Raw genomic sequence first — 18,223 nt, 5'->3', positions numbered from 1 at the left:
GGCGCCACGACATGCAACGCATCCAGGTCATCGACTCGCACACGGGCGGCGAGCCCACGCGCCTTGTGATCGGCGGGTTCCCCGATCTGGGCGGCGGCAGCATGGCCGAGCGCCGCGCGCTGTTGGCCGACCGGCACGACAAATGGCGCGCCGCCGCCGTGCTGGAGCCGCGCGGCAGCGACGTGATGGTGGGCGCGCTGCTGTGCGCGCCCGTGTCGCCCGACGCCGCCGCGGGCGTGATCTTCTTCAACAACGCCGGCTACCTCGGCATGTGCGGCCACGGCACCATCGGGCTGGTCGCGAGCCTTGCGCACATGGGGCGCATCGGCGTGGGCGAGCACCGCATCGAGACGCCGGTGGGCACGGTCACGACCACGCTGCATGAAGACGGTTCGGTGAGCGTGCGCAACGTGTCGGCGTACCGGCACCTGCGGCAGGCGGCGGTCGAGCTTCCGGGCCATGGCACCGTTCACGGCGACGTGGCCTGGGGCGGCAACTGGTTCTTCCTGGTGAGCGAACACGGCCAGCGCGTGGCCAGCGACAACCTCGCGGCGCTGACCGACTACACCGCCGCATTGCGCCGCGCACTGGCGGCGCAGGGCATCACTGGCGCGGACGGCGCGGAGATCGACCACATCGAACTCTTCGCCAACGACAGCGACGGTGCCGACAGCCGCAACTTCGTGCTGTGCCCCGGCAACGCCTACGACCGCTCGCCCTGCGGCACCGGCACCAGCGCCAAGATCGCCTGCCTCGCGGCCGACGGCAAGCTCGCGCCGGGCGCGGTGTGGACACAGGCCAGCGTGATCGGCAGCCGCTTCGAGGCCAGCTACGCGATGGACGGCGACAAGGTCATTCCCACGCTGCGCGGCCGTGCGCACATCAGCGCGGAGGCCACGCTGCTGATCGACGACGACGATCCCTTCGGCTGGGGCATCCGGCTCTGACGCCGGGCGGCATGGACGCGGACGTCATCGTCATCGGCGCCGGCATCGTCGGCGCGGCGTGCGCGCATGCGCTCGCGCAGGCCGGGCTGAAAGTGCTGGTGCTCGATGCGCGCATCGGCGGCGCCACCGGCGCGGGCATGGGCCACCTCGTGGTGATGGACGACAACGCGGCCGAGCTGGAACTGAGCCGCCGTTCGGTCGCGCAATGGCGCGCGCTGGCGCCGCGCATGAGCGAAGACTGCGCGTACAGCCCCTGTGGCACGCTCTGGATCGCGGCCAACGACGAAGAGATGGCGGAGGCCGAACACAAGCGGCAGCGTCTGCATGCACACGGCATCGACAGCCGCCTGCTGACGGCGAGCGAACTGGCGAGCGCGGAGCCCGCCTTGCGCAAGGGTCTGGCCGGCGCGCTCGAAGTGCCGGGCGACGGCATCCTCTATGCGCCCAACGCGGCGCGCTGGCTGCTCTTGCAAGCAGCGGATTCTGTGCGTGTCGAGCATGCAAAGGTCGCCGCCATCCAGGACGACGGCACGCTGCGGCTGGCCGATGGCAGCAGTCGCCGCGCGCCGCAGATCGTGCTCGCCAACGGCATCCAGGCCACGACGCTGTGCCCCGAACTTCCGATCCGCCCGAAGAAAGGTCACCTGCTGATCACCGACCGCTACCCGGGCACCGTGCATCACCAGCTCGTCGAACTCGGCTACGTGACCAGCGCGCACCACAGCGACGGCGAGTCGGTCGCTTTCAACGTGCAGCCGCGCCCCACCGGGCAGCTGCTGGTCGGCTCGTCGCGCCAGTTCGACACCACCGACCCGGCGGTCGAGGCGCCGATGCTGGCGCGCATGCTCCAGCGCACGCTCGACTACCTGCCGGGGCTTGCGAACCTCAACGCCGTGCGCTCATGGACCGGCATGCGCGCCGCCTCGCCCAACGGCCTGCCGCTGCTGGGCAGGCATCCGTGGCGCGAAAAGCTCTGGCTCGCGGTCGGCCATGAAGGCCTTGGCGTGACGACCGCGCCGGGCAGCGCGCACCTGCTCGCCGCGCTGATGACCGGCGCCAAGCCCGATTTCGACCCGGCGCCCTACGCGCCGCGCGGCCTGCGAGGCTTGGCATGAGCGGCCACACCCTGCTGCACATCGACGGCCACCTGGTGCGCGTGAAAACGGGCAGCTCGGTGGCCGCCGCATTGCGCGTGGCAGATGGCGGCGGCATGGGCGCCGCGCGCACATCGGTCTCGGGGCAGCCGCGCGCGCCGTTCTGCGGCATGGGCGTGTGCCAGGAATGCCGCGTGCTGGTCGACGGCCGCCGCAGGCTTGCCTGCCAGACGGTGTGCGCCGAGGGCATGCGCGTGGAGACGACGGAATGAGCGGCATCGCAATGGACAGCTGCGACGTGCTGGTCGTCGGCGCCGGACCGGCCGGCATGGCGGCTGCCGTCGCTGCAGCGCCGAGCGGCGCATCCATCGTCGTGATCGACGACAACCCCGCGCCCGGCGGACAGATCTGGCGCGACGGCCCCGGCGCCGCCCTGCCACCGGCGGCGCGCAAATGGCGCGACGCGCTCGCCGCGCACGCGAACATCCGCGTGCGCAGCGGTACGCGCATCGTCGCCGTTGCCGCACCCGACGAACTGCTGCTCGAAGACGCCGGCGGCGCGACGCGCATGGCCTGGCGCAAGCTCATCCTCTGCACCGGCGCGCGCGAACTGCTGCTGCCCTTCCCCGGCTGGACGCTGCCCGGCGTGACGGGCGCGGGCGGCCTGCAGGCGCTCGTCAAGGCGGGCATGCCGGTCGAGGGCGAGCGCATCGTCATCGCCGGCAGCGGGCCGCTGCTGCTCGCTGCCGCCGCGACGGCGCGCGCGGCAGGCGCGAAGGTGCTGCGCATCGCCGAGCAGGCGTCGTTCGCATCGGTCGCACGCTTCGGTGCCAGCCTGGCGCGCTGGCCGGGCAAGGCCGCGCAGGCCGTGACGTTGGCCGATGCCGCCTACCGCACCTCGTCGCGCATCGTCTCCGTGCATGGCGCGACGCAGGTCGAGTCGGTGCGGCTGCTGCAAGGCGGCAAGGAGGTCGACATCGCCTGCGACCGCGTGGCCTGCGGCTTCGGCCTCACGCCCAGCACGCAGCTTGGGCAGCTGCTCGGCTGCGCGCGCAGGCCCGCCGGCGGCGGCGCGCAGGCCCTGTCGGTCAATGCAAGGCAGGCCACCAGCGTCCCCTGGATCTACGCTGCCGGTGAATGCACCGGCTTCGGCGGCAGCGAGCGCGCGCTGGTGCAAGGCGCCATCGCCGGCCACGCCGCCGTGGGCAACGAGCGCGCGGCGAAAGCGCTCGAAGGCGAGCGCGCCCGCTGGAACGCCTTCGCGGCGCAGCTGCACCGGACTTTCGCGCTGGCCGACGACATCAGGCGCATGCCGCAGGCCGACACCCTCGTCTGCCGCTGCGAAGACGTTCCGTTCTCCGCACTGGACGGCTGCACCGGCTGGACCGACGCCAAGCTGCACCGCCGCTGCGGCATGGGCGCCTGCCAGGGGCGAGTCTGTGGCGATGCGGCGCAGTTCCTCTTCGGCTGGACGCCGCCGGCGCCTCGGCCGCCGCTGTCGCCGGTCCGCATCGCGACGCTGGCCGGCCTGCTGGACACGGCAGACCCCGTGGACGCCCGACAATGACGCCGCAGCATCCGCAGAAGAACACCATGGCCGTCCCGAAGACCGATCCCCGTCCCCCGCCCAAGCGCCGCGCCGCCGACCTCGCCTACGACGCCATCGAAACGCTGCTGTCCACCGTGCAGCTCGAACCGGGCAGCCAGATCGCCGAAGCCGACCTGGCCGAACGCACGGGGCTCGGCCGCACGCCGGTACGCGAGGCGCTGATGCGCATGGTGTCGATCGGCCTCATCGTGCAGCAGCCGCGCCGCGGCCTGCTGGTGTCGACCATCGACCTGGCCGACCACCTCGACGTGATCCTCACGCGGCGCGTGCTCGAACGGCTGATTGCCGCGTGCTCCGCGCGGCGCGCTACCGCGCAACAGCGCACGGCCATCGTGCATTGCGCCGAGATGATGGTCGAGGCCGCGGGCCGCGGCGACCTCAACGACTACATGAAGGCCGACCGCGCGCTCGACCTCGTCAACCACCAGGCGAGCCACAACGATTCGGCGGTGAAGGCCGTGGTGCCGCTGATCGTGCAGTGCCGGCGCTTCTGGTACGCCTACCAGCACGAGGGCGAGATCGTCGAAGGCGCCAACGCGCACCTCGAACTGGCGCAGGGCATCGCCACCGGCGACGAGGCCGCCGCCATTGCCGGCGCCGACCGGCTGATGGACTACCTCGAAGTCTTCGCGCGCAAGATCATCGACAAGTAGGCCCGGCCGGTCAGCCGCCCGCTGCGCGCCGCCGCTGCCGCAGCACCGTCGCGCTCTCGCCGCCCTGGCCCCAGTTGTCGGGGTCGATCTCGTCGATCAGCACCGTCACGTCTTCGGGCCGCTTGCCCAGCACTTCCTGCAGCAGCCTGGTGGTGCCGGCGATCAGCGCGGCCTTCTGCTCGCGGGTGGCGGGTTGCTCGCGGCGAGCGAGGCGGATGGTGACGAGGGGCATGAGCGGATTCCTCCAGGGGGCGTGGCTGCGCGATTCTGCCAAGGCTGCCCGCCGCGCTGCGCACGCTGGCTGAGCCAGATGCTCGCGATCACGATGCCGATGCCCAGCACCTGCCATGCAGAGAGGCTCTGCCCCAGCAGCGCCCAGCCCAGGATCACGGCCGTCACCGGACTCAGGAAGGCCAGCGGCGCGATCGCCGAGGGCTCCAGCCGGGCCACGCCACGGAACCACACGATGTAGGTCAGCGCGGCACCCACCAGGCCGAGCCAGCCGAAGCCGATCCAGTTGTGCAGCGTGAGCGCTGGCAGCGGCGGCTCCAGCAGCAGCGCCACCGGCAACAGCAGCAGGCCGCCCGCCGTGAGCTGCCACGCCGTGAAGGTCAGGGCCGAGACGGGCGGCTGCCAGCGCCGGCTCAGCACCGTGCCGAAGGCCATCGACACCGCGGCGGCAACGGCTGCGGCAATGCCGATGGCGTCGAGCGCCGCGTTCGGCGTGAGCACCAGCAGCGCGACCCCGCCGATGCCCACCACCGCCGCCGCCACCGACAGCGCGCGCACCGGCGATCCCAGGAACACGCTGGCCAGGAACACCACGAGCAGCGGCTGCACCGAGGTGATGGTGGCCGCCACGCCGCCCGGCAGCCGGTACGCCGCCAGGAACAGCATCGCCCACAGCATCGAGAAATTCAGCGCGCCGAGCACGAAGATGCGGCCCCACCACGCGCGCTCGGGCAGTTTGCGCACGATCAGCAGCAACAGCAGGCCGGCCGGCAGCGCGCGCAGCAGCGCCACCGTCAGCGGGTAGCCGGGCGGCAGCAGCTCGGTCGTGACGATGTAGGTGCTGCCCCAGATCGCGGGCGCTGACGCGGTGAGGAGGACGTCGGTGGTGCGGCTTGTCATGGGTCGAATCTATGGAATTGACCGCCGGTTGTGAATGTTCGAATAATGAATTGATTCTTTACCATCAGTCGTCAATTCGCATCGATTCCAGCATGGACCATCTCACGGCCCTCAAGGTTTTTCGCACCACAGCCGCCACGGGCAGCTTTGCCGGTGCCGCGCGGCAACTGGGGCTGTCGGCGGCGGCCGTCAGCAAGAACATCGCGCAGCTGGAGGCGCACCTGAAGGTGCGGCTCATCAACCGCACCACGCGGCAGATGAGCCTCACCGAAGCCGGCGCCGCGTACCACGAGCGCCTGTCGCGCATCCTCGACGAGCTTTCGGAGGCCGACGCCGCCCTCGCGCCCATGGGCAGCAGCCCCGGCGGCGTGCTGCGCGTGAGCGCGCCGCTGACCTTCGCGCTCACCTCGCTGTCGCCCGCCATTCCCGAGTTCATGGCCCGCTACCCCAACCTGCGGCTCGAGCTGAACCTGCAGGACAGCCGCTCGGACATCATCGGCGAGGGCTACGACCTGGCCATCCGCGGCAGCGACCGGCTCGAGGACTCCAGCCTCGTCGCGCGCCGCCTCATGACCATGGACCACGTGCTGTGCGGCGCCCCCGGCTACTTCGCCGCGTTCGGCCGCCCCGCGCAGCCCGAAGACCTGAAGGCCCACGAGTGCGTGCAGTTCACGCTCTCCGGCCATGCGAACAGATGGACCTTCAACCGCGCCGGCCGCAGCGTGGCGGTGCCCGTCGACGGGCGCTACAAGGTCAGCTCCAGCATCGCCGTGCGCGACGCGCTGCTCGCGGGCTTCGGCCTGAGCCTGATCCCGCGCATCTACGTCGAGAACGAGCTTGCCTCGGGCCGCCTGCAGGCGGTGCTCGAAGACTGGGAGGCCGACAAAACGCCGGTGTACGCCGTCTATCCCTCGCGTCACCTGGCGGCGAAGACGCGCGCTTTCGTCGACTTCCTGGCCGAGCGGTTTTCAGGCCGCTGACCGTTCAGCAGCCTGCCGATGGGCGTGCGGCGCACCAGCAGCTGGTAGCTCGCGAGCGCGACCAGCGAAGTGGCCGCGATGTTCAGCCCCATCTTCGCGACCGCGCCCAGCGGTGCGTTGAACAGCAGGATGCCGAAGCCCACGGTGCCCAGCATGTGCACCAGATACACCCAGTAAGAGCTCTGCGACAGATAGGCCAGCACCGCGTTCTGGCGCGGCAGGTAGCGCACGAAGCCGCCGATCAGCGCAAGGCTCCAGAGCCAGGCGGTCGTGTTGTAGGCGAAGGCGATCCAGAACTCCGGATGCGGCAGGCGGTGCCCGCCGCCCGCGCGCGAGGCGCCCAGCAAGACCACCGTGGCCACAAAGAAGACGAGCCCGGCCGCCGCATGGCCCTTGCAGCGCGCCGCGAAGAGCGCGAGCAACCGTTCCTGCCGGCCATATATGTACCAGCCGACCACGAAGAACAGGCCGCTCTGCGCCCATTCGGCCAGCGGCGGCAGGAACGAGCCGCTTTCCGTGACCATGCCCGACGGATAGAACATGCCGACGAACGCCAGCGGCAGCGCCAGCACCGCGAAGCCCCAGTGCCGCGCCACCAGTTCCGTGAAGCCGCGGGCCAGCGCCTCGCGCAGCCGCGCCGGCACGAAGCGCCGCAGCCGCACACCGGCCCATGCCAGCGCGCTGAGCCAGAACAGCTGGTACAGGAACCACAGGTGCATGGTGTTGAAGGGCGAGCCGCTGGCTTGCCGCGCTGGAGCGAGCGCAACGTCGATGCCCGGCACGCCGCGCACCGTCAGGTGGATGTAGACCATCGCCAGGACCGTGGTCGCCGCGAACAGCGGCGGCCAGAAGATCGCGAAGGGCAGCGCGAGCCGCAGGCCGCGGTTCTTCAGCATGCCGTCGGCCCCGCGCCGCTCGACCAGCAGCGCCACGAAGAAGCCGGCCAGCACGAAGAACACCGGCATGCGAAAGCTGTGGATGAAGAGCAGCAGCAGGTCGGCCACCGGCGATGTCCTCGGGTCGCGCCACGGCAGCGGCGAGTCGACGGTGAGATGGTTGATCGCCACGTGCAGCACGATGCCGAGCCACATCATGAGGGCGCGGAGGTTGTCGAGCGCGTGGAGCCGCTGGGACGATGGTGGTGTGTGTGCGTTGTTCATGAGGCCACTCTCGGGCCTCACGCAACGTCAGGGTCAAGGGGCGGGAGTGCGAACGGCGACGGCGCGCAAAAGGTAGTCGCGCACCGCGGGCGTGGCGACCGCGGCGGCCTGCAGCACCGGCTCCGCGGCCATCGCCTGCCTCAGCCGGGCGGCGATGCCGGGGTCGTGGTCGGTGAAGGCGTCGAAGAGGCGCGCCCATTCGCGTGCGATGGCTTGCACGGCCGCGTCCTCGGGCGGAACGCCGCGGGCCTGCAGCGCGGCCAGCTCGGCCGCCAGTCGCCGCCATTCGTCTTCGGGCGGCGGGCCCAGCCGCGCGAGGTCGTCGGTGCCCAGGTGGCGCAGCAACGCGGCCATGCGAACGCCGATGGCCGCGCCGATGTATTCGATCAGCTCGAGGGGTGGGCCGTCGTCGCGGCGCGCCACGGGCTCGCGGCGGTACATCTCGCCCCAGCGCGTGACGAGGTCGTAGTTGCCGTCCATCCACTGGCCCAGCAGCGTCATCCAGCGTGCGGCCAGCGGCTGCACCTCGGGCGCGTCGGCCGGCACGCCGCGCGCCATCAGCGCCGCCACCTCGGCCACCAGCGGCGGCCACTGGTCGGCCACGGTCTTCCAGTTGGCCATGAGCGACCTGATCTCGGCCGGGCTGAAGTAGCGGCCGTAGGTGGTCATCTGCTCCAGCGTGGCGAGCCAGTCCTTCATGTCGGGCTGGGTGCCCTCGGCCAGGCGCTGTTCGAGCAGGCCGAGGCGTTCCCGCAGGGAGGTGGCTTGGGCGATCTGCTGGTCGAGCGACGCCATCTGGCGCCGGAGGATGTCGGGCAGCGCATCGTTTTCCGCGCCCAGCACCGCACCGATCTCGGCCAGCGGCAGGCCCAGCAGCCGCAACGCCTGGATGGCGTGCAGGCGGGCGATGTCGGCCGCGTTGTAGAGCCGGTAGCCGGCTTCGGAGCGCGCCGAAGGCGCCAGCAGACCGATGGCGTCGTAGTGGTGCAGCGTGCGCACCGTGAGGCCGGTGTGCCTGGCGAGTTCTCCGACCTTGAGCAGCACGGGAGTCGCTCCTGCGGGGGCTCAGTCGGCGTCGGGCGCCGGTTCCGGGCCTTGCCAGCCCAGCAGTTCGGCCAGCCGCTGGACGATCCAGGTGGCTTCCGCTGTCGACACGCCCGCCTCGGGCGTCGCCAGACCTGCGTGGATGCGCCGCAGGATCTCGCTCTCGACCGGTACTTCGGTGTGGTGCTGGATCTGCGCGTGGCCCACGAGATGGTTCGCCAGGTCTTCGCAGATCTCGTAGCGCGCGCGCACCACGCCGATCGGCTCGCTCAGGCGCTGGCGCGCGTCGCTGTAGACCGCGAAGAACGAGGGCGGGATGTAGATCTGGTTGTCGTCGGACATCGCGAATTGCTCAGGAAGGCCGTCGTCCCAACGACAAAACGCGCCCGGGGGCGCGTTCGTCGTCGTGGCTTCGTGGAGCCGGCGAAGGCTGGATCAGCCGCCCTTCTTGGCGCGCTTGCCAGGGTTCTTCTTGCTGCGCGTTGCGGTGCCGCGCTCGAGGCTGACCTTCTGGCCGCCACCGGAGCGAGGCACGGTGTAGCCGGGCAGCGGCGTCGGCTTCGGGGTGGCAACGCGTTCGGCTTCGGTACGGAATGTCTTGGGCATGAAAAGCTCGGGTAAAAGTAATGTTCGAACCCGCAATTAGGCCACATCGAGGATTTCATATGCCAATAACCGAAACAACCGCCGGCGCCGGGCGTCCGCGCTTCGTTTCGGGCTCGCTGATGCGCCATGTCTGCGTCATGGCGGGCACGGGCGCCATCGGGTTGATCGCGGTGTTCGCGGTCGACCTGATCAACCTGTTCTACATCTCGCTGCTCGGCGAAAAAGAGACTGCGGCGGCGGTCGGTTTCGCGGGCGTGGTGGGCTTCTTCCATGCGTCGCTTTGCATCGGCCTGACCATCGGCATCGCGGCGGTGGTGTCGCGCACGGTGGGCGCGGGGCGCATGGAAGACGCGCGCCGCATCGGCACCTCGAGCCTCGTGCTGATGGTGGCGCTTTCGGTGCTGGCGGGCTCGGGCACCGCCTTCTTCCTGCACCCCGCGCTGCAGGCGCTGGGCGCCCAGGGCGAGACGGCGCGGCTCGCGCATCGCTATCTCTCGGTGACGGTGCACACGCTGCCGCTGCTGGGCATCGGCATGGCGACGTCGGCGCTGCTGCGCTCGGTGGGCGATGCGCGCCGCTCGATGACGGTCACGCTGGCGGGCGCCTTCGTGACGGCGGTGCTCGACCCGATATTGATCTTCGGCCTGGGCCTGGGGCTCGACGGCGCGGCGATCAGCGCGGTGGTCTCGCGCACGGTGCTGGCGGCAATCGGGCTGCACGGCGTGGTGGTGAAGCACCGCATGCTCGGTCCGTTCCAGGCTTCGCGGCTCGGCGCCGATGCGCGCGCGTTGGGCTCGGTGGCCGGGCCGGCGGTGCTGACGAACCTGGCCACGCCCGTGGGCGCGGCCTTCGTCACGCATGCGGTGGCGCAGTTCGGCCCCTCGGCGGTGGCGGGCGCGGCCACCATCGACCGGCTGACGCCGGTGGCCTTCGGGCTGGTCTATGCGCTCAGCGGCGCGGTCGGGCCGATCCTGGCGCAGAACCTGGGCGCCGGGCAGTACCGACGGGTGCAGGAAGGGCTGCGCGACAGCCTGCTGTTCATGGTGGCGTCGGTGGCCGTGGCGTGGCTGCTGCTGGCGCTGGGGCAAGGCGTGCTCATTCGCGCGTTCTCGGCCGAGGGGCAGGCGGCGGAGTTGATCTCGCTGTTCTGCAGCTGGCTGGCCGCGAGCTTCTTCTTCGCGGGCGGGCTGTTCGTGGCGAACGCGTCGTTCAACAACCTCGGGCATCCGCTGCTGTCGACCGCGTTCAACTGGGGGCGCGCCACGCTGGGCACGATTCCGTTCGCCTGGTGGGGCTCGCACCACGGCGCGGCCGGTGTGCTGATCGGGCAGGCCGTGGGCTCCTCGATCTTCGGACTGCTCGCGGTGGTGGTGGCGTTTCGGCTGGCCGCGAAGCTGGCGCGGCAGGAGGCGCCCGATGCGGCGCCGGCCCCGGTGCTCGACGCGCCGGTAGCGCCTACATCGGCGCTGGCCACGCCGCAGGCGGGCGTTACTGCTCCAGCAGCCGCACCTTGACCGACTTGCCCTTGACGCGGCCGGCGGACAGCTTGCGCGCTGCCTCGGCCGCGATGGCGCGGTCCACCGCCACGTAGGTCGAGAACTCGTTGACGTTGATCTTGCCGACCTGCTCCTTCGTGTAGCCGCAGTCGCCGGTGAGCGCGCCCAGCACGTCGCCGGCGCGGATCTTTTCCTTGCGCCCGCCCACGATCTGCAGCGTGGCCATTGGCGGCTGCAGCGGCGTGCCCTTGGCCGGCGTGAGTTCGGACAGCTCGTGCCATTCCGATTCGCGGCCCTGCAGCAGCTCGATTTTTCCGACGCTGCCCATCTCGTTCATGCTGGCCAGGTTCAGTGCCAGGCCTTCCGAGCCGCCCTGCTGGCCCACGCGGCCGGTGCGGCCGACGCGGTGGATGTGGATTTCGGAATCGGGCGTCACGTCGACGTTGATCACCGCCTCGAGGTGCGAAATGTCGAGCCCGCGCGCCGCCACGTCGGTAGCCACCAGCACCGAGCAGCTGCGGTTGGCGAACTGCACCAGCACCTGGTCGCGCTCGCGCTGCTCCAGCTCGCCGAACAGCGCCAGCGCGCTGAAGCCCTGGGCCTGCAGCACGTCGACGAGGTCGCGGCACTGCTGCTTGGTGTTGCAGAAGGCCAGCGTGCTCACGGGGCGGAAATGGTCGAGCAGCAGGCTCACGGCGTGCAGCCGCTCGCTGTCCTTGACCTGGTACCAGCGCTGGCGGATCTTGCTGCCTTCATGCTGCGCCTGCACCGTGATCTGCTCGGGGTTCTTCATGAACTGCTGGGCGAGCTTGGCGATGCCTTCGGGGTACGTGGCCGAGAACAGCAGCGTCTGGCGCTCCTTCGGGCACTGCCGCGCCACCGTCACGATGTCGTCGAAGAAGCCCATGTCCAGCATGCGGTCGGCTTCGTCGAGCACCAGCGTGTTGAGCGCCGACAGGTCGAGGTTCCCGCGTTCCAGGTGGTCCATGATGCGCCCCGGCGTGCCCACCACGATGTGGGCGCCGTGCTCCAGGCTGGCAATCTGCCCGCGCAGCGCGACACCGCCGCAGAGCGTGACGACCTTGATGTTTTCCTCGGCGCGCGCCAGGCGGCGGATTTCGGTCGTGACCTGGTCGGCCAGTTCGCGCGTCGGGCACAGCACCATCGCCTGGATGGCGAAGCGTCGTGCGTTGAGGTTGGCGAGCAGCGCCAGCGCGAAGGCGGCGGTCTTGCCGCTGCCGGTCTTGGCTTGCGCGATCAGGTCCTTGCCGAGCAGTGCCGGCGGCAGCGCGGCCGCCTGGATCGGCGTCATCTGCGTGTAGCCGAGCTGGGTGAGGTTGGCCAGCATCTGGGGCGTGAGCGCCAGCGTGGCAAAGCCGTTGTCGGCTGGGGTGCCGCCGGCTGTGGGATTGGGTGTGGTCATCGTTCAGCAGCCGTGGAGCCGGAAAGCCGGGGAGCGCAAAAAACAAAAGCCTTGCCGGCACCCTTCGCGGGGCGCCGCAAGGCTTTTCGTCAGTCGCGGATCAGCGGCGGGGTGAGTTGTTGCCGCCGGAGTTGGTCGGCGGCGGGCCGCGACGTTCCAGGTGACGGAAGGTGATACGGCCCTTGGTCAGGTCGTAGGGCGAGAGTTCGAGCGACACCTTGTCACCCGCCAGGATGCGGATGTGGTGCTTGCGCATCTTGCCGCCGCTGTAGGCGATCAGCTGATGGCCGTTGTCGAGCGTGACGCGGTAGCGCGAGTCGGGCAGGACTTCGGTCACCGCGCCGTTCATTTCGATCAGTTCTTCCTTGGGCATGTGTGATTACCTCTGAATCGTTCGATGTGTGTTGGAGATGGAATCGGGCGTAATTGTTTCAGGCCGCGCACGGGAGTGCGAGGGGGGCGCGTTCGCGCACCCAGCCAAGGCCCTCGTCGACGGCATAGCGGACCGCCGCGGCGTGGCTGGCGAAACGCGGCGTGAAGCGCATCACGCGGTCGTGCATGCCGCTGCCGTGGCCGGAGCGGATGGAGACGGAAGCGGCGAAATTGCCGTCGTCCTGGTGTCGGATGAGCGGCGAAACAAGGTACTTGCCCACCGCGATACTGTGTTGAATGATGTCCATGAAGCCTTGGCTCGGCGCGCGGATACGAAGCGCGAAGAGCCTGAAAAATAATTGAAAACGGGCGTGGGCCGGCCAGAATGGCGCGGCGGACGCGCTATTCGCTTCAACAGGAACGAAGGCAGTGGTGGCAATCATGGGCGCCCGGTCTGGCGCTCCAACACACTGTATGAGCCGGCTTGGAAATGAGGGGCCTGAAGAATCCAAGGACAGTGCAGGTCAGCCGGCGGTATTGACGAAATTCTTCGTCGTGGTATCGAAACGAACCCGACATTATAGCCCGCAGGGCATGACGACCGCTTGTCTTAATTACAACGGCTCCATGAAAAAGGCCCCGAGGGGCCGTTGATCAGGCGTTGCGAGCTATTAAAAACATAGCGATGTCCGGGCGGAACAGACCCTCCGTGCCCTGCGAGCCGCCAGAAGCAGCAGCGCCAGCCCCACGAGCTGCATTGCCGCGCCCGCCCATCCCACCGCACTTACGCCGAACAGCTCGATGGCCGCGCCGCCCAGCGCCGAGCCTGCCGCGATGCCGAGGTACGTCGCCGATGCATTGAGCGACAGCGTCATCGGCGCGCGCTCCGGCGCCAGCCTGATCAGCCGCACCGCCTGCGCCGGTCCGAAGCCCCAGCCGGCAAAGCCCCACAGCGCCGACAGCCCTACGATCAGCGGCAGCGCCAGCCCGCGCGGCAGCATCTGCGCCGCGAACGACAGCCCGCCCAGAATCAGCACCAGCATCAGCGCAAAACCCTGCGCCACGCGGTCGGCGCCGAAGCGGTCGGTGGCCCAGCCGCCGGCCGCGGTGCCAAGGGCCGCCGCCACGCCGATGGCGCCGAACACCGCGCTTGCGCCGTCGGCCCCGAAGCCCAGCGTGCCCGACAGGAACAGCGCGATGTAGGTGTAGAAGCTGAAGCCCCCGGTGGCCCACAGCAGGGTGACGAGCAGCGCCGGCAGCACGCCGGGTTCGCGCGCCGCCTCGAAGGCCGGCGCCTGCTTCGCGGCGGCGGGGGCTTGCGCCAGGGCGCGCGGCAATCCCAGGGCAAGGCCCCAGGTGGCCAGCGCCGCCACCGCCGCGATCAGCAGGTAGGCCGTGCGCCAGCCACCCCAACTCGCGATCCATGCGCCCAGCGGCACGCCGAGCGCCACCGCCACGGTGCCGCCGCCGCTCACGATGGCCAGCGCCCGGCCGCGCAGCGCGGGCGACACCATCGCCGCCGCCACGGCGCTCGCGGTCGGCAGGAACACGCCGGCCGCCAGCCCCAGGGCGATGCGCGCCAGCGCCAGTTGCGCGAAGCCGTGCGCCATCGCCGCCGCCAGTGCAAGGCCCGAGAACGCCGCGAGGCTCGCAATCAGCAGCGGCCGCCGCCCGAAGCGCGCGAACAGCGCCGCCATCAGCGGAGAGCCGACGGCATAGCTCAGCGCGAACAGCAGCACCAGCTGCCCGGCCCGTGCGGCGCTGACCTGCAGATCGGCCGCCAGCACCGGCAGCAGCCCGGCGACCATGAAGCTTTCGGTGCCGATGGCGAAAGCGCCCAGCGCGAGCCAGCCGAGGCTCATGGGCAACCGCTCTGGCAAGGGCGCGGCAGTGGGGTTGGTGTGCATGGAAGGCTCCGTTCAAAGGTGTTCCGAGGCCTTCAGAATAGGTTTGCAATTGGCTCCTTGAAAGAACCACAATCGGCTAAGTTCATGGAACCACTTTTCGAACTCGCCATCCGCCTGCCGGGCGCCGGCTCTCGCGAACTGCTGCGCGAAGTACACCGGCAGTTGCGCGGCGCCATCCTCGACGGCCGGCTGCAGCCCGGCGCGCGCCTGCCGGCCACGCGCGCGCTGGCGCAGCGGCTCGGCGTGTCGCGCAACACCGTGCTCGCGGCCTACGACCTGCTGCTGAGCGAGGGCTACCTGCTGGCGCGTCCCGGCGCGGGTACCTACGTGGCCGACACCCTGCCGGCCTCGCGGCGCGGCCGGCCCGCCCGGGCTGCCCGGGCCGCCCAGGGGATCGCGGCCGGGCGCGATTCCCGGCTGGTGCCGCTGCACGTGCCCGGCGCCGATCTCGCGCCGACGCTCCAGCCGCAAGCCGCGCGCGACGACTTCCGAGTCGGCCTGCCCGACGTGAGCGGCTTCCCCTTCGACATCTGGCGCCGCCTGTCCGACCGAGCGCTGCGCCGCGTCGCGCGGCAGACCGCCGACTACGCCGACCCGCAGGGCCAGGAGGCGCTGCGCGAGGCGATCGCGCGGCATGTGTCGTTCACGCGCGCGGTGGGCTGCACCGCCGGCGACATCGTGGTGACGGCCGGCGCGCAGCAGGCCTTCGGGCTGCTCGCGCGCATCCTGGTCGTGCCGGGACGCACCGTGGTCGCGGTCGAGCAGCTGTTCTATCCCTCGCTGCGCGAAGCGATGCTGGCCGCGGGCGCGAAAGTGGTCACCGTGCCGACCGACCCCGAGGGCCTGTGCGTCGAGCGCATTCCGCCCGAAGCGCGCGTGGTCTGCGTGACGCCGTCGCACCAGTTCCCAACCGGCGTCGCGATGTCGCCGCAGCGGCGCGCTGCCCTGCTGGCCTTCGCGCGGGCGCGCAATGCGGTCATCGTGGAGGACGACTACGACAGCGAATTCCGCTTCGCCGGCCGGCCGCTCGATGCATTGCAGACGCTGGACCGCGCCGAGTCGGTGTTCTACGTCGGCACCTTTTCCAAGAGCCTGTTTCCCGCGCTGCGCCTGGGTTTCGTGGTCGCGCCGCCGTGGGCCCGCACGGCGCTGGTGCGGGCGCGCGAACTGGCCGACTGGCACGGCCCGGTGCTCGGGCAGGAAGCGCTCGCGTCCTTCATTGCCGAGGGGCACCTGGCGCGGCACATCCGCAAGATGCGCAAGCTGTACGGCGCGCGGCGCACCGCCCTGCTCGACGCGCTGGCGCGGCATGGCGCGGGACGGCTCGAGGCGATTCCTTCCAACGCCGGGCTGCACCTGTCGGCCTGGCTGCGCAGCCCGACGCGGGCCGACGTGGTGGTGGAGCGCGCCGCGGCAGCCGGCATCGTGCTGCCGCCGCTCTCGCGCTTCGCGCTTGATCCGCACGCGCCCGACGTGCCCAACGGGCTTTCGTTCGGCTACGGGCTGATCGGCGAAGCGCAGATCGACGGCGCCATCCGGCGCCTGGTGCAACTGCTCTGAGCCCGCCCGCGCAGGTATTCGAGCGCACGCAATGGGGTTGCGCTCCTACAGCCGTTGCGCATGCGGCTGCGCTCAATCGCGGCATGAACACGACGACAGCACTCTCCTCCGCAACGCCCGTGCGCTACGACCCTGCCGTGGAAACCTTCCGCGACGACGAGGCGCAGACGCAGACCGACCTGGTGGCTACGCTCGTCGACATGGAGAAAACCATGGCCGACCACACGGGCCATGCCATGCGCGCGGTGCACGCCAAGAGCCACGGCCTGTTGCGCGGTGAACTGAGCGTGCTCGATGGCCTGCCCGAAACACTGGCGCAGGGCCTCTTCGCGTCGGTGCGCCGCTACCCGGTCGTCATGCGGCTGTCGACGCCGCCCGCCGAGATGCTCGACGATCGCGTCTCGCTGCCGCGCGGCATGGCCCTGAAGGTGCTGGACGTGGAAGGCCCGCGCGTCGAAGGCTCCGAGGGCGACTCCACGCAGGACTTCCTGTTCGTCGACGGCCCGGTGTTCTCCGCGCCCGACGCGAAGGGTTTCCTGCGCAGCCTGAAGCTGCTCGCCGGCACCACCGACAAGGCACCGAACGCCAAGCGCGTGCTGTCAGGCGTGCTGCAGGGCGTGGAGAAAGCGGTCGAGACTTTCGGCGGCCAGAGCGGCACGCTCATCGCGCTGGGCGGCCATGCGGAGACGCACCCGCTCGGCGCCACCTTCTTCACGCAGGTGCCGATCCGCTATGGCGCCTACATCGCCAAGCTGCAGCTGGCCCCTGTTTCGCCCGCGCTGCTGGCGCTGGAGAACGCGCCGCTCGACCTTGCCGGCAAGCCGGACGGCACACGCGAGGCTGTGGCCGATTTCATCCGTGCGAACCCCGCCGTGTGGGAACTGCGCGTGCAGCTGTGCGTGGACCTGGAGCGCATGCCGGTCGAAGACGCCTCGGTCGAGTGGCCGCAGGCGCTGAGCCCATTCATTGCTGTCGCGCGCATCACCGCCGATCCGCAGGAAGGCTGGAGCGAGGCGCTGGCGCGCGAGATCGACGACGGCATGGCCTTCAACCCCTGGCATGCGCTGGCCGCGCATCGGCCGCTGGGCAACGTGATGCGCGCTCGCAAGGCAGCGTATGCGGCCTCGTCGGACTACCGCAGCGAGCGCAACGGCTGCCCGCTGCACCGCTGAAGATTTCAGCCCAGCCCGAGCATCCGCCGGTTGGCCGCCACGTCCACGCTGCCCGCGGCGAAGTCGTCGAAGGCCCGGTCGGCCACGCGGATGATGTGGTCGGCAATGAACTTCGCGCCTTCGCGCGCGCCGTCTTCCGGGTGCTTGATGCAGCACTCCCATTCGAGCACCGCCCAGCCCGGGAAGTCGTATTGCGCCATCTTCGAGAAGATGGCCTTGAAGTTCACCTGCCCGTCGCCCAGCGAGCGGAAGCGCCCGGCGCGGTTGATCCAGCTCTGGAAGCCGCCGTACACGCCCTGCTTGCCGGTCGGGTTGAACTCGGCGTCCTTCACGTGAAAGATCCTGATGCGCTCGTGGTAGTGGTCGATGTAGGCCAGGTAGTCGAGCTGCTGCAGCATGAAGTGGCTCGGGTCGTACAGCAGGCAGGCGCGCGGATGGTTGTTCACGCGCTCCAGGAACATCTCGTAGCTCACGCCGTCGTGCAGGTCTTCGCCGGGGTGGATTTCGTAGCCCACGTCCACGCCCACCGCGTCGAAGGCATCGAGGATCGGACGCCAGCGCCGCGCCAGCTCGTCGAAGGCTTCCTCGATGAGTCCCGGCGGGCGCGGCGGCCACGAATAGAGATACGGCCACGCCAGCGCGCCCGAGAAGGTCGCGTGCGCCGTGAGGCCCAGGTTGGCCGATGCCTTGGCCGCGAAGTGCAGCTGCTGCACCGCCCATTGCTGGCGCTTGACCGGATCGCCGCGCACTTCGGGCGCAGCGAAACCGTCGAAGCCCGCGTCGTAGGCCGGGTGCACCGCCACCAGCTGGCCCTGCAGGTGGGTCGAGAGCTCGGTGATCTCCAGGCCGTGCTTCGCCAGCGTGCCCTTCACCTCGTCGCAGTAGGTCCTGCTTTCGGCAGCCTTCTTCAGGTCGAACAGGCGAGCGTCCCAGCTGGGTATCTGCACGCCCTTGTAGCCGAGCCCGGCGGCCCAGCCTGCAATGCCGTCGAGCGTGTTGAACGGTGCCGTGTCTCCCGCAAACTGGGCGAGAAAAATGGCCGGACCCTTGATTGTCTTCATTGGCTTGT

General features: G+C 70.3%; 20 protein-coding genes. 9 read left to right on the top strand and 11 right to left on the bottom strand.

What is annotated here, in order from left to right:
• Positions 1 to 11: 11 nt before the first annotated feature.
• From ACWV14_RS31500 to ACWV14_RS31480, 5 genes are read left to right on the top strand one after another with little or no spacing between them, the layout of a single operon-like run.
• On the top strand, positions 12 to 947 hold the full coding sequence (locus ACWV14_RS31500) for a 4-hydroxyproline epimerase (RefSeq protein ID WP_454905823.1): 936 nt from the start codon (positions 12 to 14) through the stop codon (positions 945 to 947).
• A gap of 11 nt (positions 948 to 958) precedes the next feature.
• On the top strand, positions 959 to 2,062 hold the full coding sequence (locus ACWV14_RS31495; RefSeq protein ID WP_454905821.1) for an NAD(P)/FAD-dependent oxidoreductase: 1,104 nt from the start codon (positions 959 to 961) through the stop codon (positions 2,060 to 2,062).
• On the top strand, positions 2,059 to 2,313 hold the full coding sequence (locus tag ACWV14_RS31490) for a (2Fe-2S)-binding protein (RefSeq protein WP_454905819.1): 255 nt from the start codon (positions 2,059 to 2,061) through the stop codon (positions 2,311 to 2,313). Before ACWV14_RS31495 ends, ACWV14_RS31490 begins: the two co-directional genes overlap by 4 nt.
• Positions 2,310 to 3,608, top strand: coding sequence for an FAD-dependent oxidoreductase (locus tag ACWV14_RS31485; protein ID WP_454905817.1), 1,299 nt, complete (start codon positions 2,310 to 2,312; stop codon positions 3,606 to 3,608). The genes ACWV14_RS31490 and ACWV14_RS31485 overlap by 4 nt, the downstream gene beginning before the upstream one ends.
• The gene (locus ACWV14_RS31480; protein WP_454905815.1) at positions 3,605 to 4,303 is read left to right on the top strand and encodes a GntR family transcriptional regulator; all 699 of its coding nucleotides are present in this window, start codon (positions 3,605 to 3,607) and stop codon (positions 4,301 to 4,303) included. Before ACWV14_RS31485 ends, ACWV14_RS31480 begins: the two co-directional genes overlap by 4 nt.
• A 10-nt stretch (positions 4,304 to 4,313) precedes the next feature.
• On the opposite strand, the gene ACWV14_RS31475 is transcribed toward ACWV14_RS31480, so the two are convergent.
• Both ACWV14_RS31475 and ACWV14_RS31470 read right to left on the bottom strand, forming a co-directional pair.
• Positions 4,314 to 4,535 carry a tautomerase family protein gene (locus ACWV14_RS31475; protein ID WP_167860949.1) on the bottom strand — a complete coding sequence of 74 codons (222 nt, stop codon included), beginning with the start codon at positions 4,533 to 4,535 and terminating at the stop codon, positions 4,314 to 4,316.
• Positions 4,466 to 5,434 (bottom strand): DMT family transporter, encoded by a 969-nt coding sequence (locus ACWV14_RS31470; RefSeq protein ID WP_454905813.1) that lies wholly within the window; start codon positions 5,432 to 5,434, stop codon positions 4,466 to 4,468. Before ACWV14_RS31470 ends, ACWV14_RS31475 begins: the two co-directional genes overlap by 70 nt.
• Positions 5,435 to 5,526: 92 nt before the next feature.
• Here ACWV14_RS31470 and ACWV14_RS31465 point away from each other — a divergent pair, with 92 nt between their 5' ends.
• Positions 5,527 to 6,414, top strand: coding sequence for a LysR substrate-binding domain-containing protein (locus ACWV14_RS31465; protein ID WP_454905811.1), 888 nt, complete (start codon positions 5,527 to 5,529; stop codon positions 6,412 to 6,414).
• On the opposite strand, the gene ACWV14_RS31460 is transcribed toward ACWV14_RS31465, so the two are convergent.
• The 4 genes from ACWV14_RS31460 to ACWV14_RS31445 all read right to left on the bottom strand — a co-directional run bounded on the left by ACWV14_RS31460 (position 6,351) and on the right by ACWV14_RS31445 (position 9,224).
• On the bottom strand, positions 6,351 to 7,574 hold the full coding sequence (locus tag ACWV14_RS31460; RefSeq protein ID WP_454905810.1) for an acyltransferase family protein: 1,224 nt from the start codon (positions 7,572 to 7,574) through the stop codon (positions 6,351 to 6,353). The genes ACWV14_RS31465 and ACWV14_RS31460 overlap by 64 nt on opposite strands.
• 33 nt (positions 7,575 to 7,607) lie before the next feature.
• Positions 7,608 to 8,618 (bottom strand): MerR family transcriptional regulator, encoded by a 1,011-nt coding sequence (locus ACWV14_RS31455; protein ID WP_454905808.1) that lies wholly within the window; start codon positions 8,616 to 8,618, stop codon positions 7,608 to 7,610.
• 21 nt (positions 8,619 to 8,639) lie between these two features.
• The gene (locus tag ACWV14_RS31450) at positions 8,640 to 8,960 is read right to left on the bottom strand and encodes a hypothetical protein (RefSeq protein ID WP_454905807.1); all 321 of its coding nucleotides are present in this window, start codon (positions 8,958 to 8,960) and stop codon (positions 8,640 to 8,642) included.
• A 93-nt stretch (positions 8,961 to 9,053) separates the two neighbouring features.
• Positions 9,054 to 9,224, bottom strand: coding sequence for a hypothetical protein (locus ACWV14_RS31445; RefSeq protein WP_164546861.1), 171 nt, complete (start codon positions 9,222 to 9,224; stop codon positions 9,054 to 9,056).
• A gap of 59 nt (positions 9,225 to 9,283) precedes the next feature.
• On the opposite strand from ACWV14_RS31445, the gene ACWV14_RS31440 reads away from it, so the two are divergent.
• Positions 9,284 to 10,738, top strand: coding sequence for an MATE family efflux transporter (locus ACWV14_RS31440; protein WP_454905804.1), 1,455 nt, complete (start codon positions 9,284 to 9,286; stop codon positions 10,736 to 10,738).
• Here ACWV14_RS31440 and dbpA read toward each other — a convergent pair.
• The 4 genes from dbpA to ACWV14_RS31420 form a co-directional block, all read right to left on the bottom strand.
• Complete coding sequence (dbpA, locus tag ACWV14_RS31435) at positions 10,713 to 12,143, bottom strand: ATP-dependent RNA helicase DbpA (RefSeq protein ID WP_454905802.1); 1,431 nt, start codon at positions 12,141 to 12,143, stop codon at positions 10,713 to 10,715. The two genes, ACWV14_RS31440 and dbpA, sit on opposite strands and share 26 nt — an antisense overlap.
• Before the next feature lie 100 nt (positions 12,144 to 12,243).
• A complete protein-coding gene (gene infA / locus ACWV14_RS31430; protein WP_422084369.1) occupies positions 12,244 to 12,516 on the bottom strand; it encodes a translation initiation factor IF-1 in 273 nt (90 codons plus the stop codon).
• Between the two features lie 58 nt (positions 12,517 to 12,574).
• Positions 12,575 to 12,823, bottom strand: a complete 249-nt coding sequence (locus ACWV14_RS31425; protein WP_454906144.1) for a hypothetical protein — start codon at positions 12,821 to 12,823, stop codon at positions 12,575 to 12,577.
• 363 nt (positions 12,824 to 13,186) lie between these two features.
• Complete coding sequence (locus ACWV14_RS31420; protein ID WP_454905800.1) at positions 13,187 to 14,422, bottom strand: MFS transporter; 1,236 nt, start codon at positions 14,420 to 14,422, stop codon at positions 13,187 to 13,189.
• A gap of 84 nt (positions 14,423 to 14,506) precedes the next feature.
• Between ACWV14_RS31420 and pdxR the strand changes: the two genes are divergently transcribed.
• Positions 14,507 to 15,982: a MocR-like pyridoxine biosynthesis transcription factor PdxR gene (gene pdxR / locus ACWV14_RS31415; protein WP_454905798.1), complete on the top strand. Its 1,476-nt coding sequence runs from the start codon at positions 14,507 to 14,509 to the stop codon at positions 15,980 to 15,982.
• Positions 15,983 to 16,065: 83 nt separating this feature from the next.
• The gene (locus tag ACWV14_RS31410) at positions 16,066 to 17,154 is read left to right on the top strand and encodes a catalase family protein (RefSeq protein ID WP_454905796.1); all 1,089 of its coding nucleotides are present in this window, start codon (positions 16,066 to 16,068) and stop codon (positions 17,152 to 17,154) included.
• Between the two features lie 5 nt (positions 17,155 to 17,159).
• On the opposite strand, the gene ACWV14_RS31405 is transcribed toward ACWV14_RS31410, so the two are convergent.
• A complete protein-coding gene (locus ACWV14_RS31405; RefSeq protein ID WP_454905794.1) occupies positions 17,160 to 18,215 on the bottom strand; it encodes a sugar phosphate isomerase/epimerase family protein in 1,056 nt (351 codons plus the stop codon).
• Between the last annotated feature and the right edge of the window lie 8 nt (positions 18,216 to 18,223).

Source organism: Variovorax durovernensis, from assembly GCF_977011995.1.
Note: the sequence above shows the minus strand (reverse complement) of the source record. Positions and strands in the feature narration are given on the sequence as shown.

Coding starts and splice junctions, on each gene's coding strand:
- ACWV14_RS31500 (WP_454905823.1), top strand. CDS start 12: ATGCAACGCATCCAGGTCATCGACTCGCACACGGGCGGCGAGCCCACG.
- ACWV14_RS31495 (WP_454905821.1), top strand. CDS start 959: ATGGACGCGGACGTCATCGTCATCGGCGCCGGCATCGTCGGCGCGGCG.
- ACWV14_RS31490 (WP_454905819.1), top strand. CDS start 2,059: ATGAGCGGCCACACCCTGCTGCACATCGACGGCCACCTGGTGCGCGTG.
- ACWV14_RS31485 (WP_454905817.1), top strand. CDS start 2,310: ATGAGCGGCATCGCAATGGACAGCTGCGACGTGCTGGTCGTCGGCGCC.
- ACWV14_RS31480 (WP_454905815.1), top strand. CDS start 3,605: ATGACGCCGCAGCATCCGCAGAAGAACACCATGGCCGTCCCGAAGACC.
- ACWV14_RS31475 (WP_167860949.1), bottom strand. CDS start 4,535: ATGCCCCTCGTCACCATCCGCCTCGCTCGCCGCGAGCAACCCGCCACC.
- ACWV14_RS31470 (WP_454905813.1), bottom strand. CDS start 5,434: ATGACAAGCCGCACCACCGACGTCCTCCTCACCGCGTCAGCGCCCGCG.
- ACWV14_RS31465 (WP_454905811.1), top strand. CDS start 5,527: ATGGACCATCTCACGGCCCTCAAGGTTTTTCGCACCACAGCCGCCACG.
- ACWV14_RS31460 (WP_454905810.1), bottom strand. CDS start 7,574: ATGAACAACGCACACACACCACCATCGTCCCAGCGGCTCCACGCGCTC.
- ACWV14_RS31450 (WP_454905807.1), bottom strand. CDS start 8,960: ATGTCCGACGACAACCAGATCTACATCCCGCCCTCGTTCTTCGCGGTC.
- ACWV14_RS31445 (WP_164546861.1), bottom strand. CDS start 9,224: ATGCCCAAGACATTCCGTACCGAAGCCGAACGCGTTGCCACCCCGAAG.
- ACWV14_RS31440 (WP_454905804.1), top strand. CDS start 9,284: ATGCCAATAACCGAAACAACCGCCGGCGCCGGGCGTCCGCGCTTCGTT.
- dbpA (WP_454905802.1), bottom strand. CDS start 12,143: ATGACCACACCCAATCCCACAGCCGGCGGCACCCCAGCCGACAACGGC.
- infA (WP_422084369.1), bottom strand. CDS start 12,516: ATGCCCAAGGAAGAACTGATCGAAATGAACGGCGCGGTGACCGAAGTC.
- ACWV14_RS31425 (WP_454906144.1), bottom strand. CDS start 12,823: ATGGACATCATTCAACACAGTATCGCGGTGGGCAAGTACCTTGTTTCG.
- ACWV14_RS31420 (WP_454905800.1), bottom strand. CDS start 14,422: ATGCACACCAACCCCACTGCCGCGCCCTTGCCAGAGCGGTTGCCCATG.
- pdxR (WP_454905798.1), top strand. CDS start 14,507: ATGGAACCACTTTTCGAACTCGCCATCCGCCTGCCGGGCGCCGGCTCT.
- ACWV14_RS31410 (WP_454905796.1), top strand. CDS start 16,066: ATGAACACGACGACAGCACTCTCCTCCGCAACGCCCGTGCGCTACGAC.
- ACWV14_RS31405 (WP_454905794.1), bottom strand. CDS start 18,215: ATGAAGACAATCAAGGGTCCGGCCATTTTTCTCGCCCAGTTTGCGGGA.